This is a genomic window from Rickettsia argasii T170-B (assembly GCF_000965185.1).
Taxonomy (GTDB): domain Bacteria; phylum Pseudomonadota; class Alphaproteobacteria; order Rickettsiales; family Rickettsiaceae; genus Rickettsia; species Rickettsia rickettsii.
In genome coordinates this window covers 229,656-252,125 of sequence record NZ_LAOQ01000002.1, presented here as the reverse complement: position 1 = coordinate 252,125, position 22,470 = coordinate 229,656, and the positions used below count along the sequence as shown (strand labels likewise).

The following is a 22,470-nucleotide window of genomic DNA, read 5'->3' as shown; positions in this document are numbered from 1 at the left end:
GAAAGTAGAACAAAACGCAAAAGCATTAAGAAGTGAATTAACAAAAGGATCATACTTAGGAAAAAAATAAATCATTTAAAAGTATTGCTATATGCACGTAAAGCATTAGGTCAAAATACTCAAGAAATATAACAATAGATAAAAATAGTCCTATTGCTTCTTTTTGATTACGGGCTAAACTTTTTTGCTCTTTTGCGTAACTTCACATACTTTTTTACAGATTAGTTAAAATTAATAAAGAACTATACTGTTTTATATAAAAATAAAAGTCAATAGGAAATTTCGCCTTATACGATAAATAAAGAAATAAAATGCAATTCATTGTTAGCTTATTTTTACTATTCATTAATGATGTTAATAGTATGATAATAAACTAATTGAGAGAAAAATATTTGTACGTCAATCTTATACTCATATCCTTACCTACTTTTTGTATGTTGCAGTGTGCGGTGAGTGTTTCCTCTTTATAAGATAGGTTATACAAGAAGTCTATTGATGATTTCCTATTTGTACCTTATTAACCCTAAATCTTTTTTTTCAATTCTTTTTATATAATTATTTGGCGTACCTGTATTTTTATTAGAAATAGTGTTATTAATTAATTGTTTACCAATTCTATTTACTATATTTTCTGTGCCGCTTAGTCTAATTTCTTTTTTTACTGTATCGTTTTGTATTCCTTATGATCGTTAGTATTTGTATTTTCAACTGTTTTTGTTAACACGCTTTTATGAGTAGTTATTTGTTCCGGTTGTTTATAAAAAGGACTATGTGCCCTATCTATATCTTTTAGTATATCTACTATTATATTTTGTGATGTTATTTCTTCACTAAGCTGATTAAATCGCTGTTGTTTTTCTTGATCGGTAAATCTAAAGTAATTCTTATCTTGTAGTAATGCGTTTAATGCTGCAGTTTAAATAGTTTGTTTATATCCTATCTCTGCTAATGCTTGTATATTTTTATAATTACCTATATCTGCTTTTTGTTTTTTGTGTTTCTTGATTAATATTATGGTTTAGATCCTTAATTACTTTATCCTATCCTGGGATTGACCGAATCTTTAGAACCTTTTAATGATTGTAATCCTATATTTATTGATGAAATTATTTGTGCTACATTATTACCGACTATAGCTGCTGATATCCCCACCACGTTTACTATATTATTTATTCCATTTGTTATAACCGATGCTATAAATAATGATTTAGTACCTTTATTACTTTTGTCTTGCGTTTGTTGCTGCTCATTATGTATTATAAATCATCTTTACTTTTTACTGTTTCTTGATGAGAAATTATACGCTCCAAGTTACGCCTTTGTATAACTTCTATATCATCCATAATTCATATATTAATTAAAATACAAAGTTATTTATTATTATGTCAAATACACCTAAGTTAGAAAATCACTATAATAAATTGTTACAAGATATTATGCTTAAAACATTAGAGCAGAATAAAACTGTAGAAACCTATTTAATACAAGAAGATTTTAGTAGTACTTTAGATGAGCTGCAAAAGATAAACGCACAGCTTGAAGAATATTGTAAGATTTTTGCTCTGCTTGAAAGAATTAAAACCGAATTAGCTGAAGAAGATAAAGTATATAACTAATTTATATAAAAGGTGCAAGCCGCATTTTGCCTTTTATATTCAATAATAATTTCCTGCTTCAACTGCTAGCTTTTTAAAAGGTGATATACCGAGGTTATACCCTATAATAATAGGAATTACTATCATCACCAATCCTAAATTATTAAAACGTTCTGTTAAATAAACAAGTCCAAAAGAACTAATTACATACATAGCGGCTCTTGAATAAGTATATATAAAGCTAGCATAGGTAAATCGTTTTAAAACCGGAAAACTTTTATAAAATATTGGAATTGCTGGAGATTCACTTGGAGAAAAAGTAACTAAAATTAGTGGAATTAAGAGAATTTGCTAACCTTGCGTTATATTATCTAATATTAATGGACTAGATAGAAGAAAAGTTAAAAATATTACTAATTGCGTTTTTAAAATTTTTAGTGGATGAAATTTATAGCATAAACACGTAAGTGCTAGTGCTACAAAAAATTCTACTATAGAAATAATGAAATTTTGATGTATTACTGCTTCAATGGTATAGTGTAACGCATCTTTAAGTATATTACTACAATGAATATAAGCAAAATAAAACCATACTGGTTGTGCTAGTTGTATTAAAAAATAATAGATTGCATGCTTCTTATTAACTTTTCCCTGCCATACAGGATTATTTTTTATCGTTGCTACATCAATTATATTACTATCTTTTATCGTTTCTTGTATTCTATGCTTAGCATCAACAAAATCCGGTGTTTCTAGCAAAGTAGTCCTAGCAGCACTACCTATTAATGCAATTCCTGCACCTACCCAAAATGCGATACGCTAATTAAAGCCATAGGATGTAACTAAGGTTTCTACGCCAAGGGCCACAGTTAATCCTAAGCTAGCACACACCCCTACAAATGCTACGGTAGGAAAGCGTTTAGGAACTCCAACAGATTCCGTTAAATATAATTCTGCTCCTACTCTTGCTCCCATGGATGACATACCTTGCACTATACGGCATATTGTTACTATCCAGGCGGCACTAGCACCTACTTGGGCATAAGTAGGAAGATTAGCCATAACTATGCAAGAAAATGACATTAAAATAGTGGTAATAATGACTGTGGATTTCCGACCTATATTATCAGCCAAATAATAAAGCTCCTAAGGGTCTAAAAATAAAAGTAGAACAAAAAGAAAAAACTGCAAGAAGTCGATTAACGTGAGTATCATATTGCGGAAAGAAAAGCTCATTAATTAGTACTGCAATATGAACATATAGCATAAGATCAAAATATTCTCAAAAAGTACCTATAGATATTAATCCTATGCCTATAGCCCGTTTTTATTCTCTGTTTAAACTTTTTTGTTTTTTTTCGTATCCCAACACAATTTTTTCTAAAAAGTTAATTTATGGCAAGGTTATATTGAGAAGATTTCAAGTCAAGGAAAAAGTTACAATGTTTTATGATTATACTTATTTAAAACTTCTTTGACTAATGAAGTTGTTATTTTTCTTTTGGAAATTAAAGCAAAATAGTTAATATTGTCTAATATTTCTATAATTTTAGAATATTCCCTAGGCAAATTTACTAAAAGAAAATCTATTATTTGTCCGGATATTGTTACCGACGAAATAGCAAAATGCTTAAATATTAGAATTTTGATTAATTCATCGTCAGGTGAGTTTAATAGAATACTAAGTACTGATTTAATACGTGAAGATAAATCGGGTAAAGTAAAATTTCTACTTTTATCAGATGCGGTAAGTAAAAGATATTTTTGTTTTTCGTTAATAATATTAAATATATGAAGTAATGTCGGCTCTTGCCAGTTTTCAATATCTTCAATGATGAAAGCATTATATTTTTCTGAAATTTCTTCATTAAAAAAAATATCTTTAATAATATAGGCATTGCTTAAATTTTGCCATATTTTGGTTAAATAAGTTTTGCCTGACGAAGAAGGTCCTTTAATTAATAAAGTAAATTTATAAGGGTTAACGCCAAAGCCGCACTGCCAATTTTTTATAATATTATAAGCTTGATCGTTAGAACTAGAAACAATAAATTCATCAGGATGATATTTATTAGAAGTAATAAAACGAAATATATATTGCTGCACTGTTATAAGAATTTTTTAGTCGTCTATTTGGTAGAATTTGCTAGATTTATAAAATTTAATTAGATTCAAAAGTAAAATTTTTGTAATCCCTGCAATCGGTATAGCAAAAAATATTCCAATAATTCCCAATAAACTGCCGCAGGCAAAAATTGAGAATATAATCCAAAGAGGATGCAACCCTATTTTATCACCGATAATTTTAGGGGTGAAAATATAGGACTCGCAAATATTTCCAACTAGATAAATTATCATTATATATAGTAATTTGGTAGTTATACCAAAAGTTAAATAGCCGATAATTAGAGTTAAAAGAAACGATATAAAAGTACCAAGGAAAGGAATAATAACTAAAAATCCTGTTAAAATGCCAAGTAAAAGAGCGAGATCAATACCTATTACGGTAAATGCAATACTATAATAAGTAGATAATAATAAGCAAATATTTAGCTGTCCTCTTATGTAAGCAGATAACAGATTATTAATTGCCGATAATATTTCAAGGATTTTCGGTCGGGTTTTTATAGGTAATAATGATTTCATGTTTGCAATAATTTTAGCCCAATCACGTAGGAAATAGAATAATATTATAGGTATAAGTAAAAATAAAACAAATATGTTAATAGTTATAATAGTATAACGCCAAAAATTATTAGCAATACTGCCAAGTATAGTAAATATACTATTTATAAAATTGCTTAAAGAATTCTTGATTTTGTCGGCAATATCAGGTTCTATCGAATAAATTTTTACCATTATAGGCGGTAATATTTCTGCCTGTAAATAATTGTTATATTTTGGAATATTATTTATAAAAGTAAAAATTTGTCCATAAATTATCGGCACTAAAATAGTTAAGCTTAAGAAAAATATGCTCAAAAATATCAGATAAATTATGCTTGATGCAAATTTATTTGATATTTTAAATTTTGATGCGATAAAACCCATAGCAGGTTGTAGTAAGTAAGATATTATAAATGCGATAAAAAATGGCTTTACTGCGTCTGAAATTAGCATAAAACCGCTGATAAAAAGCCCTAAAAAAACTAGCCAAAATATAACGGTCCTATTCATTATTATTTTCCTCATTTTCTATACGAAGATCAACTTCAAAAAGAGCTAGGAGTTTACAAGGCGAAGATCACAGCGTATACTTAATAAGTAAGAATTGAAGCTCTTGTAAAACGACGACGCTAATTTTTGAAGTTGATCGAGTATTAAGGTTTTTTAACTACTTGTACGGTAGCAGGACGAAGTAGTCTATCTCTAATTTTATATCCTGATTGCATTAAAGTAATAATACTATTTGGTGCATGATCAGGATGTTCTATCTGTGCAATTGCATTATGTAAATTATAGTCGAACATTGATCCTATTTCCGGCTTTATTTCTTCAATATGATGTTTATGAAAGACTTTGTCTAGCTCGTCTTTAGTCATCTGAATGCCTGTAATAATATTTGTGACTTCTACATCAGAATTTGCCGGTTTATGTGCTAATGCTCTTGAAAGATTATCACTAACATTTAGTAGTTCTTTAGCAAATTTAGCAATTGCATAATCTTTTGCTTCGTCACGTGCTTTTTCTAAACGCTTTCTTGTATTGTCTATTTCAGCAGTAGTTCTTATTAGCTTATCTTTTAGCTCTTCAATCTCGGCTTTTAACGCTGTTATCTCCAGATTTGCTGTTTCAACTATCTCTTCAGCAATATCATTTATTGTTTGTTCATTATTTTCTATATTATCGTCTATCATATTATTTACTTTATATTTATGTTCTTTTTTGAGATATATATATATAATAAAAAATTTTTCAATGGTATACTCGTTTAATTTGAAAAATTGGTGTCGTTGTTTCGTATTGTTTTATCCTCACTTACTAGTATGTACGCTGTGGTCAAAAAATATGAAATGCCTTACTCTGTTCCAAATTAAACTTCGTCTACTATTTATTTTTACTTATGGAGTACAAATTGTATTATGAGACAGTCAGGAAGAAAAAGCAATCAATTACGTCCTATTTCATTAGAGTTATCCCCGCTTATTAATGCGGAAGGTTCATGTCTTATTAAAATCGGTAATACACATGTCATGTGTAGTGCTACTTGTGAAACTACCGTACCGCCATTCTTAAGGGGACAAAATCAAGGCTGGATTACTGCCGAGTACGGTATGCTTCCCGGTTCTACATCACAGCGTATTAAAAGAGAAGCGGCATTTGGGAAACAAGGCGGAAGAACGCAAGAGATACAGCGTTTAATAGGTAGGGCGATGCGATGTGTAATTGACGTGAGGAAACTCGGCGAGAGGCAAATTATCATAGATTGTGATGTTATTAATGCTGACGGCGGTACTAGAACTGCAGCAATAACAGGGAGCTACGTAGCATTGCACCTAGCTATTAGGTCATTGATGAAAAAGAGAGTTTTAAAGGTGAACCCGTTAATTAGTCAAATTGCAGCTATTTCTTGCGGTATATATAAAGGTGAGGCGATACTAGATTTGGATTATTTAGAAGATAGTGATGCGGACGTGGATAGTAATTTTGTGTTTGCAGGTAACGGTAATTTAATCGAAGTACAAGGCACGGCAGAGAAAAATCCTTTTTCCGAAGAGCAGTTTTTAGCAATGTTAAAACTTGCTAAAGGCGGAGTTGCGGAATTATTTACACTACAAAATCAGGTACTGATTGGGTCTTAGAAAGTTGCTAAGTGGATCAGTGTTCCCGTCATTGCAAAAAATGCTAATTTATAGCCTTTTTTTATTATTGCTCTGGATTGCCGCATCGCTTTGCTCCTCGCAATGACGGTGCATGTATCCACGCAACCAATCTTCCACGAGAAGAACGTATTTATTAAGCGTATGGATTATCATCAAAAGCAATATGTTCACCTGATAATATAATTATCTTATCTCGATTGGTATTATTTATAAATACCTTATGATTAAGATCTGTTACTTTAACACTACTATGTGGTCCTAAGATTAATTCCACAACATTACCTAGGCTTTCAAACGTAACACGCTGATTAGCTCCAATTGTTGTTTTATTTGGGATATATTAATATTTGCTGTTCTACTTTCTTCGGTAAAAGTAATAGTTCTATATTTTGGATAGTTCATATTTTCCTCTTTGAATGAATTTTAAGTTATAAAATCATTACTACAATATTCCATATACTACTTCAATTAAAAATTTTTTAACCTAGCTCTCTACTTAATTTATAATTGCTATTATAGTGTATTTTTTAAATTTAAGCGGCTAAGGTATTAAGATTATATTATTGTCTAGTATGCCTTATAATTATTTTTTATATTAATAAGGTACATGCTTCGGCATGGTTGTTAGAGCAGGGAAGAGATAGATATATTGTAGGAGGGTAATAAAGTTAATAAGATATCAAAAAACGAGAAAAAGCAAAGAGAAGAAGCCGTTTTATACATAAGAGAAAGAGTAGCTTATCTATGGGAATACCTCAAAAAAGTAAGCGATCAGCCGAGTCTTCATGCAGAAATCTTACGACAAATAAAAAGATTAGAGCAGAAGATAGTAGAATTATCCTCTGATCAATATGAGCAATTTGTAAGTAGTACTGTATAATACAGTATTACCGATACTCAAAATATTGGAGTACATTTTTTGTACAAAGAAGATAAATTTTTGAATGAAAAAAACATAAGCACGGATGCTTCTATTTACTATAAATTGAAGCTATTTGAAGATAAAGATTTTGTTATTGCGGCTCAGCCTAAAATTTTAATGAGTAAGAGTAAAAAACTTAAAGAAGATTTTTTAGGCGAGATATCTCTAATAATTGGAATGTCTAAAAATATCCGCCCTGTTACTATTTTTAATCAAAATATATTTAGCTTTGGACATTCAATTAATATTGGTTCTAAGAAGATGTATTATAATTTTTCTACTTGTGAAGGGATTAAATTTAAAAACGGCATAATGCTTACAAGTTTTACAAAATACCATACTCGGCAAAATTACGGCTATGTATATGATAGTTCAGTTTATGAGCAGTTAGGAATTGTAAAGATAATTAATTTTGGTAAAGAGAATAGAAACTTGTTAACTGCTCAAATCGGTCATTTTTGGGATCGCAGTCTTTCAAATTAAGAAATATAAAATATCAGGTATAAATTTTTCAGCATGGTTAGATGTATAAATGAAGATATAATATTACAGATAATCAGAGATAAAAACTTATTAGGTAAAAAACAAGCTACTAGTTTAAAAGCTATGATCGAAGAAGCAATTATCGATAATGAGATAATGATTGATATATTATATGAAAATAGAATATTGCCGCTAATAAGCAATATTTCTTATATTAAAATTTATAATTATTCTTATATACAAGCCTATGTAGTGAATGGTTATTGTAATATGAAGATGTTCACGGTAATACAATAACTGCTATAAATGCTCTAAAAATATTGTTGAGTAATAATAATATTTTTAGATCTATAATGCTGATCAAGAAATATTATTTTTATAAATTATTAGAAAAAAATTTCGCCCATTTAACTAGTATCAAAGCAAAATATGCTCTTGAATTTAAAGTCGGACCGATTATTGCTAAGAATATTAATTATACCAATAAAATAATAATATTTTTCGTCGTGTTTATAGCCACATTGATTTATCTGCCGGTTTTATTTCATGTTGCTAATAATATAAGCTATTGTTTGCAAAATATTTTAAAATCTCTGTTATGTATAAGGGCAGTAAGAGAATCGCATTCGGTAGGGTTGCATGGATTGAAAAGCGTATTCGGTGTTATACCGTGGTTTGACCACGGTATCCAGAAAATAATTAAAAATACTAATATTAGTATTTTTAATTGGATCCCGCGATCAAGTCGCGGGATGACAGAGGTGGAATCGCTTCACAAAACAAGTAGTACTAAAAATCATTCGGTGGAATCACAAAAATTAATTATCCAAAAGATATAGGCGTTAAAATTATTATCGAAGATGACGATTATCTAATGATTAAAGAAATAGTGTTATATAATTTACCGTCTTATTTTCATGTTATATCTGTTCCGAAAAGTCTACCAAGCACTAAGCCGAAAGCCCTTAATTATGCTCTAGAATATTCATGTGGCGAGTATCTAGTAGTATATGATGCTGAAGATAAACCTGAACAGCTACTTAAAGCTCTAGAAATGTTTAAAAACTTGCCTCTAGAATATGCTTGTCTTCAAGCTAAGCTTAATTTTATAATAAAAATGAGAATATTTTAACCAAAATGTTGAATATAGAATATAGTTTATGGTTTGAATATATCTTGAAAGGGTTAAGTTTGCTAGAACTTTCTACACCTCTTGGGGGTACTAGTAATCATTTAAAACGGATATATTAAATAAGCTTGGCGGATGGGATTCTTATAATGTAACAGAAGATGTCGAGCTTGGTATAAGAATTTACTCACAGAACTATAAAGTAGCTATTCGTGATTCCTATACTCTAGAAGAAGCTCTGAATAGTTTAGGTAATTGGCTAAATCAAAGATCACATTGGATTCAAGCTTTTTGCAAACATTTTTGGTATTTAAAGCACAAAAAGATAAATGCCAAAAGTTTACTTTATTGCAAGTAATAACAATTTATATTTTCATCGGCTTATCTACTTATAATTTTTGGAGTTTACCCTTTATAATATTTTCTATTGTTATAAATAAAAATTCTATCTTTTATATCTATATGGTACAGCTCTGTATATATTAAAAAATTCTTTAAAAAGCGGAAAAGTAAAATTTCAGGATATAGTAGCTTTGAGCTTATGGGCTAGTTATTTTATATTACATACTGTAGCGTAATATAAAGCAGTATTTGAAATAATTTTCTGCCCTTTGAATTTGAAATGGAGTAAAACTAAACACGGCACTATTTTAGAGGATTTTGAGAAAGAATAGACCTCTAATAAAAAAATTTTTATTCTTACCCCTTGAACTAACAAAAATAAAATATATATAGTATGTACATTTAAAGATTTAATAATTGGAGGTTAAAATGTCTTTTAAACCATTACATGATAGAATTGCAATAAAGCCTATCGAACAAGAAGAAAAAACTAAAGGTGGAATTATTATTCCGGATACTGTAAAAGAAAAGCCGATGCAAGGTGAAATAGTAGCCGTGGGTAATGGTATTCGTAATAAAAAAGGCGAAATTCATCCTTTAGAGCTAAAAGTAGGCGATAAAGTTTTATACGGTAAATGGGCAGGCACCGAAATTGAAATTAACGGCACAAAACTGATCGTTATGAAAGAAAGCGACGTATTTGGTATTATTAATTAATTATTTATTTTAAGGAGAAATTAAATATGGCAACAAAACTTATTAAACACGGCTCAAAAGCTCGTGAGCAAATGTTAGAAGGCATTGATATACTTGCAGATGCAGTAAAAGTTACTTTAGGTCCAAAAGGCAGAAATGTACTTATCGAGCAATCATTCGGTTCACCGAAAATTACAAAAGACGGTGTGACGGTTGCAAAATCGATCGAGTTAAAAGATAAAATTAGAAATGCAGGAGCTCAGCTATTAAAATCAGCTGCTACAAAAGCTGCAGAAGTAGCCGGTGATGGTACCACTACAGCTACGGTGCTTGCTAGAGCTTTGGCTCGTGAGGGTAATAAGCTAGTAGCTGCCGGTTATAATCCTATGGATTTAAAGCGTGGTATGGATTTAGCGGTAAACGCAGTAGTAGAAGAAATTAAAAAATCCAGTAAAAAAATCAATAGCCAAGAGGAAATCGCACAAGTCGGTACTATCTCTTCAAACGGTGATAAGGAAATCGGTGAGAAAATTGCTAAGGCAATGGAGGAAGTCGGTAAAGAAGGCGTGATAACCGTTGAAGAAGCAAAGAATTTTAGCTTCGATGTTGAAGTAGTTAAAGGTATGATGTTTGATAGAGGTTATCTATCACCGTATTTTGTAACGAATTCCGAGAAAATGGTTGCTGAGCTTGAAAATCCTTTCATCTTACTATTTGAGAAAAAATTATCAAATTTACAACCGATGTTACCTATACTTGAGGCTGTAGTACAATCACAACGCCCGCTATTAATTATTGCTGAGGATGTTGAGGGCGAAGCTCTTGCAACGCTTGTAGTCAATAGATTACGTGGTGGTTTAAAAGTTGCGGCAGTAAAAGCTCCCGGTTTTGGCGATAGAAGAAAAGCAATGATGGAAGATATTGCTATCCTAACTAAAGGTGAGCTTATTACTGAAGATTTAGGTATGAAGCTTGAAAATGTGAGTATTAAGAGTCTAGGGACGGCAAAAAGAGTAACAATTTCTAAAGAAAATACCGTAATTGTTGACGGTAACGGTGATAAGAAAAATATTGAAGATAGAGTATTACAAATTAAATCTCAAATAGCTGAAACTACTTCTGATTATGATAAAGAAAAACTACAAGAGCGTTTAGCTAAACTTTCCGGCGGTGTTGCCGTATTAAAGGTTGGCGGTGCTACGGAAGTTGAAGTGAAAGAGCGTAAAGATCGTGTTGAAGATGCACTTGCTGCTACAAGAGCGGCAGTTGAGGAAGGTGTTGTTGCCGGTGGCGGTGTAACATTACTTCATGCATCACAACCTTTAACAAAGCTTAAAGTAGAGAATAAGGATCAACAAGCAGGTATTGAAATAGTAATAGAAGCTTTAAAGGATCCGCTAAAACAGATTGTTGAAAATGCTGGTGAAAACGGTGGCGTAGTAGTTGGTAAATTACTAGAACATAAGGATAAAAATTATGGCTTTAATGCTCAAGATATGCAATATGTCGATATGATTAAAGCAGGAATTATTGATCCGGCTAAAGTAGTGCGTACTGCACTTCAAGATGCTGCTTCTGTTGCTTCGTTAATTATTACCACGGAAACTTTAATTGTTGACGAACCTTCTGATAAGGCAGAGCCAATGCCAATGCGTGGCGGTATGGGAGGCATGGGTGGTATGGATTTCTAAGTCTATATCTCTATAAGATAGGTTATGCAATAGATCTAATAAACCTGTTTTATTGTATTGCTCGTTCCCCTCATTGTAAGGAGGCATTGTTGCGTGGATCGCAAAACCTGTTCAATGTCATATCGTGGCTTGACCATGGTATCCAGAAAAAAATACTAATAATATTAGCATTTTAAACTGGATCCTGCTACAAGCTCGCAGGATGACAATTAAGAAACTGGTCCACGCAGGCAATGCCTGCTCTGCAATGACGATTTTAACAACGTACTGTACAACACATTATTAAGTCGCAGTAGGACACTGAAAAGCTGATTTATGCAACAAATGGGTTTTAAAGCGATTCTTTGCCTAATTTGAAAATAAACTCTTTAATAAAACTCTTCCTCAAAAAATAAAATATAGAATTTTTTGTAATTATTTAATGAGTGCAAATATTTTTTAATTAATTATAATAGCTCAACCTTTGGTATTTATCCTATGAGACTGTTAACAAAATAATTTTAAAGCTCATTAAATTCTTTTTAACTGCAAATTATAAGATTTTTTTGAAATAGGGATATTTATTACTGTAAAAATCTCTTTAATTATCAATTAAAGTTATTTTATTAACAGCCTTATATAGGATGAAAAAGGTTTAAAGCGGTTTTACGCTTTAATTATTAAGAATAGATTTCTTGTTGTAGTTATAGGCAAGGTTAATCTATAATGTATAGATTCGTTTAATTTAAAAAATTAGTAATAACAGTTTCTAGCTTTTGGTCGGTTAAACTATGCTAACTAAAATTAGTAAGGTTTTAGAAAAATTACTATTCTTATTTTAAAAAAGTCTTATAATTTATACAGTTAAGAAAGACTAAAATAAGATAATTTAAATTTTATATATAAAACTTAAAAAATGAGGTTCTAAAAGCAATCTAAAGGATAAAAGATAAAATAATAGGGTAGGGTAGTGCGAAGCTCGCCACAAGCTTAATTTTTCCTATTAATATCAACTAAAGCTGGGTTTTATTAATATTTACTAAAAATAGCAAATTAATTAGAAATATTAATAGAACTTAATTAAGTTTATTGCTTTAATTGGTGTGTAGTTATTCGTAAGTATAACTATTAACTGAATTAGTATAAATTAAAGAGGTAGTTTTGCTTCAAAAGGTTATTAAAAATTTAAATCACAATTTATCTAAAAATGATATTGCTGCTCAAATAATAGGTAGGATCAAACATCCAATATCAATTTTATATAAATTATATCGTAAGGGTATAAAGTTAGAAGAATTAACAGATATTTTTGTGATAAGCATAGTGGTAATAGATGAAGAGAAATGTTATAAAGCTTTAAAAGTAGTTCATGATCTTTATGAGTATGAAAAGGATAAATTTACAAATTATATTATTAATCCTAAGCCAAACGGCTATCAATCTTTGCATACTATTATCACAACTGAGGATAATTATAAAATAGAGATACAAATACGTGATCGTAAGATGCATTATCATGCAGAGAGCGGTGAAGCTGCACAACTGGAAATATAAAAATAGTTTTTAGCTGATATACTACTTCTTTTAAAAGGAGTATATGCATACAATTAGTATAAAATATTTTTATAAGAAAATTAATAAGATTTTAGAAAAACATGATATTTATTTTTTAAATTTATCGATAATCAATGGTTAAGCACAAGTTAAACTATATCTTGATTTTTAAATAGGATTATATTTTTGTGATTTTTTTACACAGTTACATTACATTAATATTAATCTTTGTTAACATTGAATATATTTAATAATCGCTAGTATCTTAAGTAAAAATATAAAAATAGTTAATAAAACTTAATAAAAAGAAAAGCATTTTTTATTTATTCTCAAATATTTTTTCACTTTAGTGGTTTATAACTTCTTGCAATGTATTAAAAATTTAGTAAGCATTATTAATTGCACAGATAGATTATTGTTCAATCTATTTTTATATATTGCAATACAATTGAAATTAAAGGTAAATTATGACTAAAAAACTAGTGGATAACAAAATAGCTCCTAATAAAGCGGAGTACGATAACCTTACCGAAGACAATGGCTTGAGTTTGCGAAGAATTAAAGTTGTTAAAGGATAGCTCACAGAAAAATGAGATGGAAGGAGGAAAAAATCCTTTCCTGGCTATGTGGACTTTCCTGATGATACTCTAAGTACACCGACAATTCAAGAGGGACATCTTCTTAGCGGTGGAAAAGAAGATGAGAGAGATCGTGGACATATGCGATCACTGATCATCCTAATGACTTTTCTCAAAGACTAACTTTGAATGAGCTTAAGACATTTTTTGAAAATATAAGCCAAGAAAAACCATTTTGGAGCCATACATTACCTGCTTCTACGGATCATTCAATAATTCTTCTGGAAAGAGAAGCAGGATTTCGCGTTCTTTTCTTTTAGAAAGATGGATAGTCGCTGACCGGCATGGCATTTCATCAATCATGGGTTCTTGAATATGAAGCAAGTTTAGGCGGTGAAGGGCCTGGCCATGGACACCATCATCACGATGCTTAATTAAGTTTTAAAGCAACTTAGTAGCGAATGGTTATGCGCTAAGCGAAGCTTTGTTGTTCGGATACCCAAGTCGTCATTTCGAGGAAAAATTGAAAATTTTGACAAAGCAATCTCGGACCAAAATCTTGAGATTGCCATGCTCCTTTTAGTTGCTTGCAATGACGGTTTAGTATCCACGCAACAAAGCTTAAATTCTTGCGTTACTATCTACTCAAAGCTTTTAGGCCTTCCTTTAAGCCGTCTTTTATAAATGAAATTTTAGCTTGTTTGCCGTCTGCGGTAATTAGTTCTATATAATTATCGTTTGATAAAATCATGTCTAGCTCGTCTTTTGTAATAATAGCTAAAGCCTGACAGCCGTTTACTGTACAATTGACGTATTTTCCGGCTGCTATTCGTTTGTCACCGCTGTTAATAACTGTACCTGCTGGAATTTGAACATTTGACGGGACTATTTCTATTATTTTTAATTCCTGTTCTTCTTGTTCCCCATTAAAATAACCTATGTGATAAATGGCTAATATTTCCGTTTCTTTATCTTTCTCTAGATTATTAATTTGTTGTGATAAGAAGCAAAGTTGTTTTTTCTCATTATTAAGAGTACAATTTAAAGTCCAAGCTCCGTACTTTTTTGGTGCTGTTGATGCGTTGACGTTTTGTATGCTATACAAAACAAAAGTGCCGGTTATTATAAATAATCCAATAAAAACAAAAGCAATTTTTTTTATACAATCTTTCATATAATTTTTAACCTTTTTAAAATATTTTCTTTTCCTAAAATTTCTGCAATCTCAAATACGCTAGGTGATGTAGTCATACCTGTTATTAAAGCTCTTACCGGTTTCATAATGTCATTCAGCTTTAAGTCGTTTGCTGCTGCTATTTCTTTAAATTTATTCTTTACGGATTCCTTATCAAACTGCTCAAGTTCGCTTAAGTTTTCTATAATTTGTTTGATTAAATTCTTATCGCAATTTTCTATAATTTCTTTTGAATCTTGGTTGTAGATGATAGGAGAATCTACTAGATAAATTTGAGCAAGGCGTGTTAGTTCTAGTAATGTTTCACTTCTAACTAACAAGCTTGGCATTGCTTGTTTGATATAGCCTATTTCTTGCTCACTAACCTTAAACTTCTTCGACAACTCTACTGTTAGGGGGAATTTGTACGTCAATCCGGTACTCGCATCCTCACGTATGTCTATATACGCTGCGGTTCTGCGTTCCGTGTTTCCTTCAAATTCCTTCCTATAAGCGAGCTTCCGAAGAAGTTTATTATAATTTTGTTCCAATATCTCTACAGTCTTTGAAGTTAAGTTATCATTGTCAAGCATTCTTAAGTAATGAGCGTTAAGGCTATTCATCTTAGCAAAATCAAGCTTAGAAGGTGATTTACCGAGTGAATCAAGATTAAACCAGTCTATAGCCTGAGTCATTGAGATAATTTCATCATTGCCGTGACTCCATCCAAGACGCAGTAAATAATTACACAAACTTTCCGGTAAATACCCCATATCCTTATAAGCTTCAACGCCTAATGCTCCATGCCTTTTGGATAATTTTGTTCCGTCTGCTCCATGAATTAACGGTATATGAGTCATGCTCGGTACTGCATATCCGAAAGCCTGATAAATAGCGAGTTGCCTTGCTGCATTGGTTAAATGATCGTCACCTCTAATAATATGAGTTATACCCATATCATGATCGTCTACTACAACGGCTAGCATGTAAGTAGCAGTGCCGTCTGCTCTTAATAGTACCATATCGTCTATATGAGAGTTTTCAATTACTACCTTACCTTGTAAAGTGTCATGATTGTTATACTACCCTCTCTTGGAGTTTTTAGACGTATTACCGGCTTAATATCAGTAGGATAGATAGATGGATCTTTGTCACGCCACTCGCTATTAAAAATAAAATGCTGTTTATTTTCTAAAGCTTGTTGTCGCTGTCTTTCTATTTCTTCTTGGCTAGTAAAACAATAATATGCTTTACCGTTTTGCAGTAATTTTAGTGCAGCTTCTTTGTAAAGGTTATGACGTTTAGACTGGAATATAACCTCACCGTTCCAATCAAGCCCTAGCCATTTTAGACCTGAGAATATAGCTTCTACCGCTTCTTTAGTTGACCTTTCTTTATCAGTGTCTTCAATGCGAAGCAAGAACTGACCGTTATGATGCCTTGCGAACAAATAATTAAAAAGGGCGGTTCTTGCCGAACCTATATGTAAAAACCCCGTCGGTGACGGAGCAAATCTAGTAATTACGTTATTATTCATTTATTATCTTTTTTAAATATATACTAAGAACTGTGTCATACCGTGGCTTGCCACGGTATCCAGAAAACAACTAAACATACTAATAATATTAGTATGTTTAACTGGATCCTGAGATCAAGTCAGCTGTGTTGCATGGATCAGTTTTTGCGTCATTACGAGGAAATTGCATAGCCATTGACGAAGCAATCCAGTAAAAAATGCTAAAAATTAGCATTTTTTTATTATTTTTCTGGATTGCCACGCTCCTTACAGTCGCTCGCAATGACGATTCGGTATTCATGCAACAAGGCTGATCAAATTAGTTAGGATAACACATACTCTTTCTCCCCAAACACATAAAATAATTTACGTCTATATCATCGCTTAATTTCCACTCATTTTTAACCGGATTATATACCAAGCCTTTCAGCTCTTTAATTTCAATTTTGGTATCCGTAAGCATTTCGTAAATTTCCAACGGTTTTAGGAATTTGCTATAATCATGAGTGTTTTTTGGTACCCAACCTAAAATATATTCGGCAACTATTATTCCAAGTATATAAGCTTTTTTAGTACGGTTAATCGTAGAAATTATTGCCATACCGTTTGGCTTAATATGCTTCACCAAATTTAGTATAAATTGCTGTACGTTTTCTACGTGTTCAATAACCTCAAGACAAATTACCACATCATATAGCTTGTCACTTGCTAATTCTTCTATAGTAGATTGTAAATAATTTATCTTTACGCCTTTTTCCTTAGCATAAGCAGTTGCCGTTTCAATATTACTTTGCAGTGCATCAATGGCTGTAACGTTAAAACCTTGAGCCGCTAAAGGCGTTGCAATTAACCCTCCACCGCAACCGACGTCTAATATTTCTAATTTAGAAATATTGTTAGACATCTTCTCACACTCTACTTCTATAGGTAATTTGTGCGTCAATCTGCTGCTCGCATCCTCACGTACTTCTATGTACGCTGCGGTGCTGTGCTGCATGTTTCCTACCAATTCCTCTCTATAAGCGAGTTTGGAAAGGTGTCTATTGTAATGCGTAGTTATTTTCTCTATTATATATTCAAGGCGAATAGGGTTTATTCGGTGTAAGATACTGAATTCTCCGTCCTTATTCCACCAATTATGAGAAATTTTCTCAAATTTTTCTAATTCTTTTTTATCGATTGAAGACATAGTATATGATTCTTTCCAATGTCATCCCGTGGCTTGACCACGGGCTCCATAAGTACAGCCTAAGAACTTTAGTGGATCCCGTGGTCAAGCCACGGGATGACAAGAGGCCATACAACAAACATATATAATATACTCAGATGACTTTAATAATACTAGCATTAATTTTAATTAGCTGCATATTTGCCCCGCTTGGCTGCATTGCCCTATGGAAGAGATATATTTATTTCGGTGACGGGCTTGCTCATAGTAGTTTTTTAGTGGCTAGCATAAGTATTATAGCACATGTTCCATTAATATATTCAGGAATAATAGTTGCAATTCTTTTTTCGTTTTTTGTGTTTATTTTTAAAAATAATTCTGAAAAAAACGCAGTTATTAATTTGATTTCTAGCTTTATGCTAGCTGTTGCTTTAGTTATTAATTATTTTACTTCTTTGCGGAATAATATAGTAAATTTGTTGTTTGGGGATATTTTATCCGTATCTTTTAATGATTTGATGATACTTGCAATAGTGCTAATAACTATTATAGGCTTTATAGTATATTTTTATAATCAAATTCTTCTTATCATTATCAATAGAGATATTGCCGTCATAAAAGGCTTAAAGGTTAATATTATTGAGCTAATATTTTTACTTCTTCTCTCATTATCGGTATTTTCTGCTATAAAGATTGTTGGAGTACTTATGGTAACTGCTATTTTACTTATTCCTGCAATGATTGCACGGTTTGTAGCATATAGCCCCTCCCAGATGATTATAATATCAATTCTTATATCTTTATTTATTAATTTTTGTGCTGCATTTAGCTCTTTCTACTTTGATTTACCTTTAACTCCATTGTTTATTATATTAGGTACGTTTATTTATGGTTTGTTGTATTTAAAGTGATTATGATGAACAAAAATGAATTTACTGAATATGTCAAAGAATTGTTAGAACAATATAGTTCAGTAGCCGTTCGTGTAATGTTTGGTGGATATGGTATATATAAGGGTGGTGTTATGATAGGAATTATTAAGAGCAATGAATTATATTTTAAGTCAGACCTAAGCACTTATGAATATTTTCAATCTTTCGGTTCTGAGTCATTGTATATCAAAGTAAAGGTAAACTTGTAACTCTATCATATTGGAAGGTGTTATCTGAAATTATGGAGGATCAAGAGTTATTAGGTAAGTGGTTTAAATTAGTTTTGAATGTTGCTATTAATAGTCAAAAGAAAAAATAAATGTCGCCCCGTGGTTTGACCAGCGTTGTTGTGTGTGACGTTTTTTCCCGTCATTGCGAGAAGACGCCATAGGCGTCGACGACGAAATCTCAGGCACGATTCCTGAGATTGCCACGTTCCTTGCAGTCGCTCGCAATGAAGTTAGAATCTATCCACGTTTTTCATAATCTCAAGATAATCAATTTTGCCGCTTGTAAGTAGAGGTATTTCTGAATCGGTAATAATTACTTTCGGTAAATGTAGTAAAGAAATTTGAGCTTTAGATACAGTATCTGCAAAGTTCTCTCTATTTATATTGGAACCGGTAGTAAGTAAAATAATCTTTTCTTCGTGCGTTTTATCGGGAATAGAAATAGCAGCGTGCAAGGAATCAGGATCAATTTCGCTTGCAAGTTCTTCAATTTTTGTAAGAGATATCATTGCCCCTGCTATTTTAGCAAAGTGTTTTAAACGTCCTAGAATTGTTATATATCCTTCAGAATCGATTTTGACTATATCGCCTGTGTCGTACCATTCTTTATAAGTACGGTGACCTTCTAAGTCCAAGTAACCAAGCATGATGTTAGGACCCTTAATGAATAAACGTCCCCCTTCATTTATTCCCTCTACTTTCTCAAGCTTATAATCAATTTTCGGTAATAATCTTCCTACCGTGCCTGCTTTATTATGCATAGGGGTATTGCAAGCTATAATAGGTGAGGCTTCTGTAATCCCATATCCTTCAAAAATACGTATGCCATACTTATTAAGCCAAAATTGTCGTGTAGATTCTTTTAATTTCTCGCTACCGGCAAATATATAGCGTAATGAGTAAAAATCATATGGGTGCGCGTAATTAGCATAACCGTTTAAAAAAGTATCGGTAGAAATTAATATAGTTGCTCCAATATCGTATATAACTTCAGGAATGCTACGATAATTTAGTGGAGAAGGATATAGAAACAGCTTAATACCGTTGAAAGTTGTAATAATTGCACCACTAAGACCAAAACAATGAAATAGCGGTAGCGCATTAAATACTATATCTTCAGGGCTAAAAGGTACTTTAGCAGTTATTTGATATCTATTAGTTTGTAAATTTCTGTGAGATAATAATACGGCTTTAGGTTCACCTTCAGTACCCGAAGTAAAAATTATCACTGCCGGTTTTTCGTCATCACGATTACGACAAAAATAATTGTAATAAGTTTGGGCACAATAACTTCCTATTTTTGCTTTTAGTTTTAGAGCTGTACCAATCTGATTTTTAAAATCTTCTAAATATATTATTTTAATACCGAAATCTAATAAGTTAGTTATTAATTCATGTAAATTTACTTTCTCAATAAATTGTTTTGAAGTGTAAACTACTTTAATTTGTGCAAGTTTACAGGAGTTAATAATAGTATTTATGCCGCTGCTCCAGTTAATTATAGCAGGAACATAACCGCTAGATTGCATAGCGTAAAAAGTAATTAACGTATTCGTGGTATTAGGCAACATTAAGCCTAAATTTCTGCCAAAGATATTATTCTTTTTGATTAAATCACCTAGGATAAAAGATTTTAATATTAAATCTCGATAAGTAACCGCATTATTTTCAAAATCATCAACTATTTTTTTCTTAAATCCATGAATTTTAGCAGCTTCTATAAGAGATGAGAATACAGTATTTTTATAGTCTGAACTCTCAAACATCATGTCAGCCATGATATCATAAAGAGTCCTAGATATATAACTGCGTCGTTCTTGATTGCTTGTAGCATCCATATTAGCGAATTTTACCGGCGGTAAAACGGTTATAGTAATTTTAGGAAATATTTTTCTTTTTAATATGTTTTTTAATTTTGATAAATGAGTAAATTGAGTACCGTCTATTCTAACCGGTAAGACGGTAGCACCGGCTTTATCGGCAATCATTCCCGGTCCTTCGTATATTTTCATTAAAGAGCCGGTAACGCTTATTCTACCTTCAGGGAAAATTGCTACTTTCTGATCCTTTTGTACTTCTTTTACTAAAGTCTTTATTGCCATTGGGTTACTTGGATCAACCGGCAAAGTTCTTGCCATACGTAAAAACGGTTTAATCCACCATATTTTTTGTATATCGGGACTAATTGCAAAAGTCATTTCTTCTCGTAAGTAAGTAGCAATTAGCGGCGGATCTAGATATGAAATATGGTTAGCGACCACTACTACTTTTTTACCTGCTTTTTGAAAATTTTCAAATCCTTTAACTTCAACCTTATACATAAGATCAAAACAGATTTGGAATATTCTTCGCAATAGCTTAAATGGAATAATTTTAACTTCAGGTATTAAACGGTAAATATGTATAGTAACAATTATATTAGCTAGGCTAATAAATAATATAATCCAGGGTATAGTGAAATTTAGGTAAAATAATAAAGATAGAATTGTTGTTGATCCCACCATAAAAATGGAATTGATAAGATTGTTAACGGCAATAATTCGACTACGATGAGTAGGGTTTGCGTAATGCTGTAATATCGCAAAAAGAGGAACGATATATAATCCGCCTATTGCCGCTAAGAACAATAAATCTATAACTATGCGCCAATTATGTCTTTTCGATAAAAATACTAAAATACTTTTTAGCTGAGTAGGTTCGTAGTTAACTGAGCTAATTCTACTTGCAAAGAATAAATCAATACCGAAAATACTAATGCCTAGGGCTGAAATAAATAGATATTTAACGGTAATCTCATCTTCAAATATTTTGCTACATAAAAACGAACCGATCCCAACACCAAGCGAGAAAACCGCTAAAAATAAATTAGCAACATTCTCATCAGCTTTAAAAGTTATCTTAGCAAGTAAAGGTATTTGAGAAATTATAGCAGCTCCGATAAACCAAAACCATGAAATACCAAGTATAGCTAAATATATCTGTTTTTTTGCTTTGGCATATTTAATCATATTTATGCTTTCAGCTATAATATTAAAATTTATTTTAATATCACGATTTACATTTTTAGATTTTTGGGAAAAAAGGCTTGTAATAAAGCCGAGAAAAGCGATGGTAATTAAGGAATAAATTATAAAATTATTGCTGATTGTATAATAGCTGCCGATTATAGTACCGATAAAAATACCGATAAAAGTTCCGGCTTCAACAAAGCCGTTAGCTCCAAGTAGTTCGTCTTTATTTAGGTGATCAGGTAATACGCTATATTTGATTGGACCGAAAAAAGTAGAATGCATACCCATTAAGCAAATAGAACAAAACAGGATTAACAGATTATTATGATGAAATCCATAAATTGCAAAGGCAATTATACCGATTTCACAAATCTTAATAATTTTAATAAGATTTGCACGCTCGTATTTATCGGCAATTTGTCCTGCTATGCTTGCGAATATTATAAAAGGTAATACAAAAGTAGCATTAGCAATTAAAACAAGTAGATTATTATATTTACCTAAAGCTCCTGAAATACCATAAGTTATAAGGATTACCAGAGCATTTTTTAATATATTATCATTAAGACAACCGCATAACTGCACTATAAAATTCGGTAAAAATCGTCTATCTTTGAAAAGATATAATTTGTTTGTGTCCATGATAT

At 31.4% G+C, this 22,470-nt stretch carries 22 protein-coding genes and 4 pseudogenes; 14 read left to right on the top strand and 12 right to left on the bottom strand.

Translation table 11 applies throughout. The annotated features are described in order from the left end of the window. Nucleotides 1-154, bottom strand: a pseudogene (locus RAT170B_RS11415) (MFS transporter); the annotation flags it as partial. A gap of 897 nt (nucleotides 155-1,051) precedes the next feature. On the opposite strand from RAT170B_RS11415, the gene RAT170B_RS09720 reads away from it, so the two are divergent. Continuing rightward, complete coding sequence (locus tag RAT170B_RS09720) at nucleotides 1,052-1,327, top strand: hypothetical protein (protein WP_045805639.1); 276 nt, start codon at nucleotides 1,052-1,054, stop codon at nucleotides 1,325-1,327. A gap of 55 nt (nucleotides 1,328-1,382) precedes the next feature. Continuing rightward, on the top strand, nucleotides 1,383-1,616 hold the full coding sequence (locus RAT170B_RS03770; RefSeq protein WP_014120933.1) for a hypothetical protein: 234 nt from the start codon (nucleotides 1,383-1,385) through the stop codon (nucleotides 1,614-1,616). Nucleotides 1,617-1,655: 39 nt separating this feature from the next. Here the strand turns inward: RAT170B_RS03770 and RAT170B_RS11410 are convergent, their stop codons facing one another. The 6 genes from RAT170B_RS11410 to grpE all read right to left on the bottom strand — a co-directional run bounded on the left by RAT170B_RS11410 (nucleotide 1,656) and on the right by grpE (nucleotide 5,452). After that, nucleotides 1,656-1,808 carry a hypothetical protein gene (locus RAT170B_RS11410; RefSeq protein WP_045805638.1) on the bottom strand — a complete coding sequence of 51 codons (153 nt, stop codon included), beginning with the start codon at nucleotides 1,806-1,808 and terminating at the stop codon, nucleotides 1,656-1,658. Between the two features lie 138 nt (nucleotides 1,809-1,946). After that, nucleotides 1,947-2,354: a hypothetical protein gene (locus RAT170B_RS11405; protein WP_261368684.1), complete on the bottom strand. Its 408-nt coding sequence runs from the start codon at nucleotides 2,352-2,354 to the stop codon at nucleotides 1,947-1,949. A 60-nt stretch (nucleotides 2,355-2,414) separates the two neighbouring features. Beyond that, on the bottom strand, nucleotides 2,415-2,729 hold the full coding sequence (locus RAT170B_RS03755; protein WP_014014615.1) for a hypothetical protein: 315 nt from the start codon (nucleotides 2,727-2,729) through the stop codon (nucleotides 2,415-2,417). A gap of 303 nt (nucleotides 2,730-3,032) precedes the next feature. Next, nucleotides 3,033-3,701 carry an HdaA/DnaA family protein gene (locus RAT170B_RS03750; RefSeq protein ID WP_014014613.1) on the bottom strand — a complete coding sequence of 223 codons (669 nt, stop codon included), beginning with the start codon at nucleotides 3,699-3,701 and terminating at the stop codon, nucleotides 3,033-3,035. 15 nt (nucleotides 3,702-3,716) lie between these two features. Next, nucleotides 3,717-4,772: an AI-2E family transporter gene (locus tag RAT170B_RS03745; RefSeq protein ID WP_045805637.1), complete on the bottom strand. Its 1,056-nt coding sequence runs from the start codon at nucleotides 4,770-4,772 to the stop codon at nucleotides 3,717-3,719. Between the two features lie 143 nt (nucleotides 4,773-4,915). Beyond that, nucleotides 4,916-5,452, bottom strand: a complete 537-nt coding sequence (gene grpE, locus RAT170B_RS03740) for a nucleotide exchange factor GrpE (protein WP_045805636.1) — start codon at nucleotides 5,450-5,452, stop codon at nucleotides 4,916-4,918. A gap of 225 nt (nucleotides 5,453-5,677) precedes the next feature. Between grpE and rph the strand changes: the two genes are divergently transcribed. Next, nucleotides 5,678-6,397 (top strand): ribonuclease PH, encoded by a 720-nt coding sequence (rph, locus tag RAT170B_RS03735; protein WP_045805635.1) that lies wholly within the window; start codon nucleotides 5,678-5,680, stop codon nucleotides 6,395-6,397. Nucleotides 6,398-6,551: 154 nt separating this feature from the next. Here rph and RAT170B_RS11400 read toward each other — a convergent pair whose 3' ends face one another. After that, a complete protein-coding gene (locus tag RAT170B_RS11400; RefSeq protein ID WP_261368683.1) occupies nucleotides 6,552-6,692 on the bottom strand; it encodes a hypothetical protein in 141 nt (46 codons plus the stop codon). A 645-nt stretch (nucleotides 6,693-7,337) separates the two neighbouring features. Here RAT170B_RS11400 and RAT170B_RS03730 point away from each other — a divergent pair. The 8 genes and pseudogenes from RAT170B_RS03730 (at nucleotide 7,338) to RAT170B_RS03705 (ending at nucleotide 13,227) form a co-directional block, all read left to right on the top strand. Beyond that, nucleotides 7,338-7,823, top strand: a complete 486-nt coding sequence (locus RAT170B_RS03730; RefSeq protein ID WP_045805634.1) for a hypothetical protein — start codon at nucleotides 7,338-7,340, stop codon at nucleotides 7,821-7,823. Between the two features lie 33 nt (nucleotides 7,824-7,856). Continuing rightward, on the top strand, nucleotides 7,857-8,120 hold the full coding sequence (locus RAT170B_RS11395; RefSeq protein ID WP_261368681.1) for a hypothetical protein: 264 nt from the start codon (nucleotides 7,857-7,859) through the stop codon (nucleotides 8,118-8,120). 26 nt (nucleotides 8,121-8,146) lie between these two features. Then, entirely contained in the window at nucleotides 8,147-8,662 is a 516-nt protein-coding gene (locus tag RAT170B_RS11390) for a hypothetical protein (protein ID WP_261368692.1), read from the top strand. 35 nt (nucleotides 8,663-8,697) lie between these two features. Next, on the top strand, nucleotides 8,698-8,955 hold the full coding sequence (locus tag RAT170B_RS11385) for a hypothetical protein (protein ID WP_261368680.1): 258 nt from the start codon (nucleotides 8,698-8,700) through the stop codon (nucleotides 8,953-8,955). Between the two features lie 112 nt (nucleotides 8,956-9,067). Next, a complete protein-coding gene (locus tag RAT170B_RS11380; RefSeq protein WP_261368690.1) occupies nucleotides 9,068-9,310 on the top strand; it encodes a glycosyltransferase family 2 protein in 243 nt (80 codons plus the stop codon). Between the two features lie 413 nt (nucleotides 9,311-9,723). Further along, nucleotides 9,724-10,011 carry a co-chaperone GroES gene (locus tag RAT170B_RS03715; protein ID WP_014014607.1) on the top strand — a complete coding sequence of 96 codons (288 nt, stop codon included), beginning with the start codon at nucleotides 9,724-9,726 and terminating at the stop codon, nucleotides 10,009-10,011. A 26-nt stretch (nucleotides 10,012-10,037) separates the two neighbouring features. Further along, the gene (gene groL / locus RAT170B_RS03710; RefSeq protein WP_012151120.1) at nucleotides 10,038-11,681 is read left to right on the top strand and encodes a chaperonin GroEL; all 1,644 of its coding nucleotides are present in this window, start codon (nucleotides 10,038-10,040) and stop codon (nucleotides 11,679-11,681) included. 1,140 nt (nucleotides 11,682-12,821) lie between these two features. Continuing rightward, nucleotides 12,822-13,227: pseudogene (locus RAT170B_RS03705) on the top strand (bifunctional (p)ppGpp synthetase/guanosine-3',5'-bis(diphosphate) 3'-pyrophosphohydrolase). Nucleotides 13,228-14,429: 1,202 nt separating this feature from the next. Here the strand turns inward: RAT170B_RS03705 and RAT170B_RS03690 are convergent. From RAT170B_RS03690 to ubiG, 3 genes and pseudogenes are all read right to left on the bottom strand, one after another. Then, nucleotides 14,430-14,966 (bottom strand): invasion associated locus B family protein, encoded by a 537-nt coding sequence (locus RAT170B_RS03690; RefSeq protein ID WP_045805633.1) that lies wholly within the window; start codon nucleotides 14,964-14,966, stop codon nucleotides 14,430-14,432. Further along, a pseudogene (gene gltX / locus RAT170B_RS03685) lies at nucleotides 14,963-16,503 on the bottom strand (glutamate--tRNA ligase). Before gltX ends, RAT170B_RS03690 begins: the two are co-directional and overlap by 4 nt. A gap of 298 nt (nucleotides 16,504-16,801) precedes the next feature. After that, on the bottom strand, nucleotides 16,802-17,671 hold the full coding sequence (ubiG, locus tag RAT170B_RS03680) for a bifunctional 2-polyprenyl-6-hydroxyphenol methylase/3-demethylubiquinol 3-O-methyltransferase UbiG (protein WP_045805632.1): 870 nt from the start codon (nucleotides 17,669-17,671) through the stop codon (nucleotides 16,802-16,804). Nucleotides 17,672-17,689: 18 nt separating this feature from the next. Between ubiG and RAT170B_RS12375 the strand changes: the two are divergent. The 3 genes and pseudogenes from RAT170B_RS12375 to RAT170B_RS03670 form a co-directional block, all read left to right on the top strand. Then, nucleotides 17,690-17,779, top strand: a pseudogene (locus tag RAT170B_RS12375) (proline/betaine transporter); the annotation flags it as partial. 29 nt (nucleotides 17,780-17,808) lie between these two features. Continuing rightward, nucleotides 17,809-18,561 carry a metal ABC transporter permease gene (locus tag RAT170B_RS03675; RefSeq protein WP_045805631.1) on the top strand — a complete coding sequence of 251 codons (753 nt, stop codon included), beginning with the start codon at nucleotides 17,809-17,811 and terminating at the stop codon, nucleotides 18,559-18,561. A gap of 2 nt (nucleotides 18,562-18,563) precedes the next feature. Next, nucleotides 18,564-18,791 (top strand): TfoX/Sxy family protein, encoded by a 228-nt coding sequence (locus RAT170B_RS03670; protein ID WP_261368679.1) that lies wholly within the window; start codon nucleotides 18,564-18,566, stop codon nucleotides 18,789-18,791. 251 nt (nucleotides 18,792-19,042) lie between these two features. On the opposite strand, the gene RAT170B_RS03665 is transcribed toward RAT170B_RS03670, so the two are convergent. Next, nucleotides 19,043-22,465: an acyl-[ACP]--phospholipid O-acyltransferase gene (locus tag RAT170B_RS03665; protein WP_045805630.1), complete on the bottom strand. Its 3,423-nt coding sequence runs from the start codon at nucleotides 22,463-22,465 to the stop codon at nucleotides 19,043-19,045. Nucleotides 22,466-22,470 lie beyond the last annotated feature (5 nt).

Coding starts and splice junctions, on each gene's coding strand:
- RAT170B_RS03770 (WP_014120933.1), top strand. CDS start 1,383: ATGTCAAATACACCTAAGTTAGAAAATCACTATAATAAATTGTTACAA.
- RAT170B_RS11410 (WP_045805638.1), bottom strand. CDS start 1,808: ATGTATGTAATTAGTTCTTTTGGACTTGTTTATTTAACAGAACGTTTT.
- RAT170B_RS03745 (WP_045805637.1), bottom strand. CDS start 4,772: ATGAATAGGACCGTTATATTTTGGCTAGTTTTTTTAGGGCTTTTTATC.
- grpE (WP_045805636.1), bottom strand. CDS start 5,452: ATGATAGACGATAATATAGAAAATAATGAACAAACAATAAATGATATT.
- rph (WP_045805635.1), top strand. CDS start 5,678: ATGAGACAGTCAGGAAGAAAAAGCAATCAATTACGTCCTATTTCATTA.
- RAT170B_RS11395 (WP_261368681.1), top strand. CDS start 7,857: ATGGTTAGATGTATAAATGAAGATATAATATTACAGATAATCAGAGAT.
- RAT170B_RS11385 (WP_261368680.1), top strand. CDS start 8,698: ATGATTAAAGAAATAGTGTTATATAATTTACCGTCTTATTTTCATGTT.
- RAT170B_RS03715 (WP_014014607.1), top strand. CDS start 9,724: ATGTCTTTTAAACCATTACATGATAGAATTGCAATAAAGCCTATCGAA.
- groL (WP_012151120.1), top strand. CDS start 10,038: ATGGCAACAAAACTTATTAAACACGGCTCAAAAGCTCGTGAGCAAATG.
- RAT170B_RS03690 (WP_045805633.1), bottom strand. CDS start 14,966: ATGAAAGATTGTATAAAAAAAATTGCTTTTGTTTTTATTGGATTATTT.
- ubiG (WP_045805632.1), bottom strand. CDS start 17,671: ATGTCTTCAATCGATAAAAAAGAATTAGAAAAATTTGAGAAAATTTCT.
- RAT170B_RS03675 (WP_045805631.1), top strand. CDS start 17,809: ATGACTTTAATAATACTAGCATTAATTTTAATTAGCTGCATATTTGCC.
- RAT170B_RS03670 (WP_261368679.1), top strand. CDS start 18,564: ATGATGAACAAAAATGAATTTACTGAATATGTCAAAGAATTGTTAGAA.
- RAT170B_RS03665 (WP_045805630.1), bottom strand. CDS start 22,465: ATGGACACAAACAAATTATATCTTTTCAAAGATAGACGATTTTTACCG.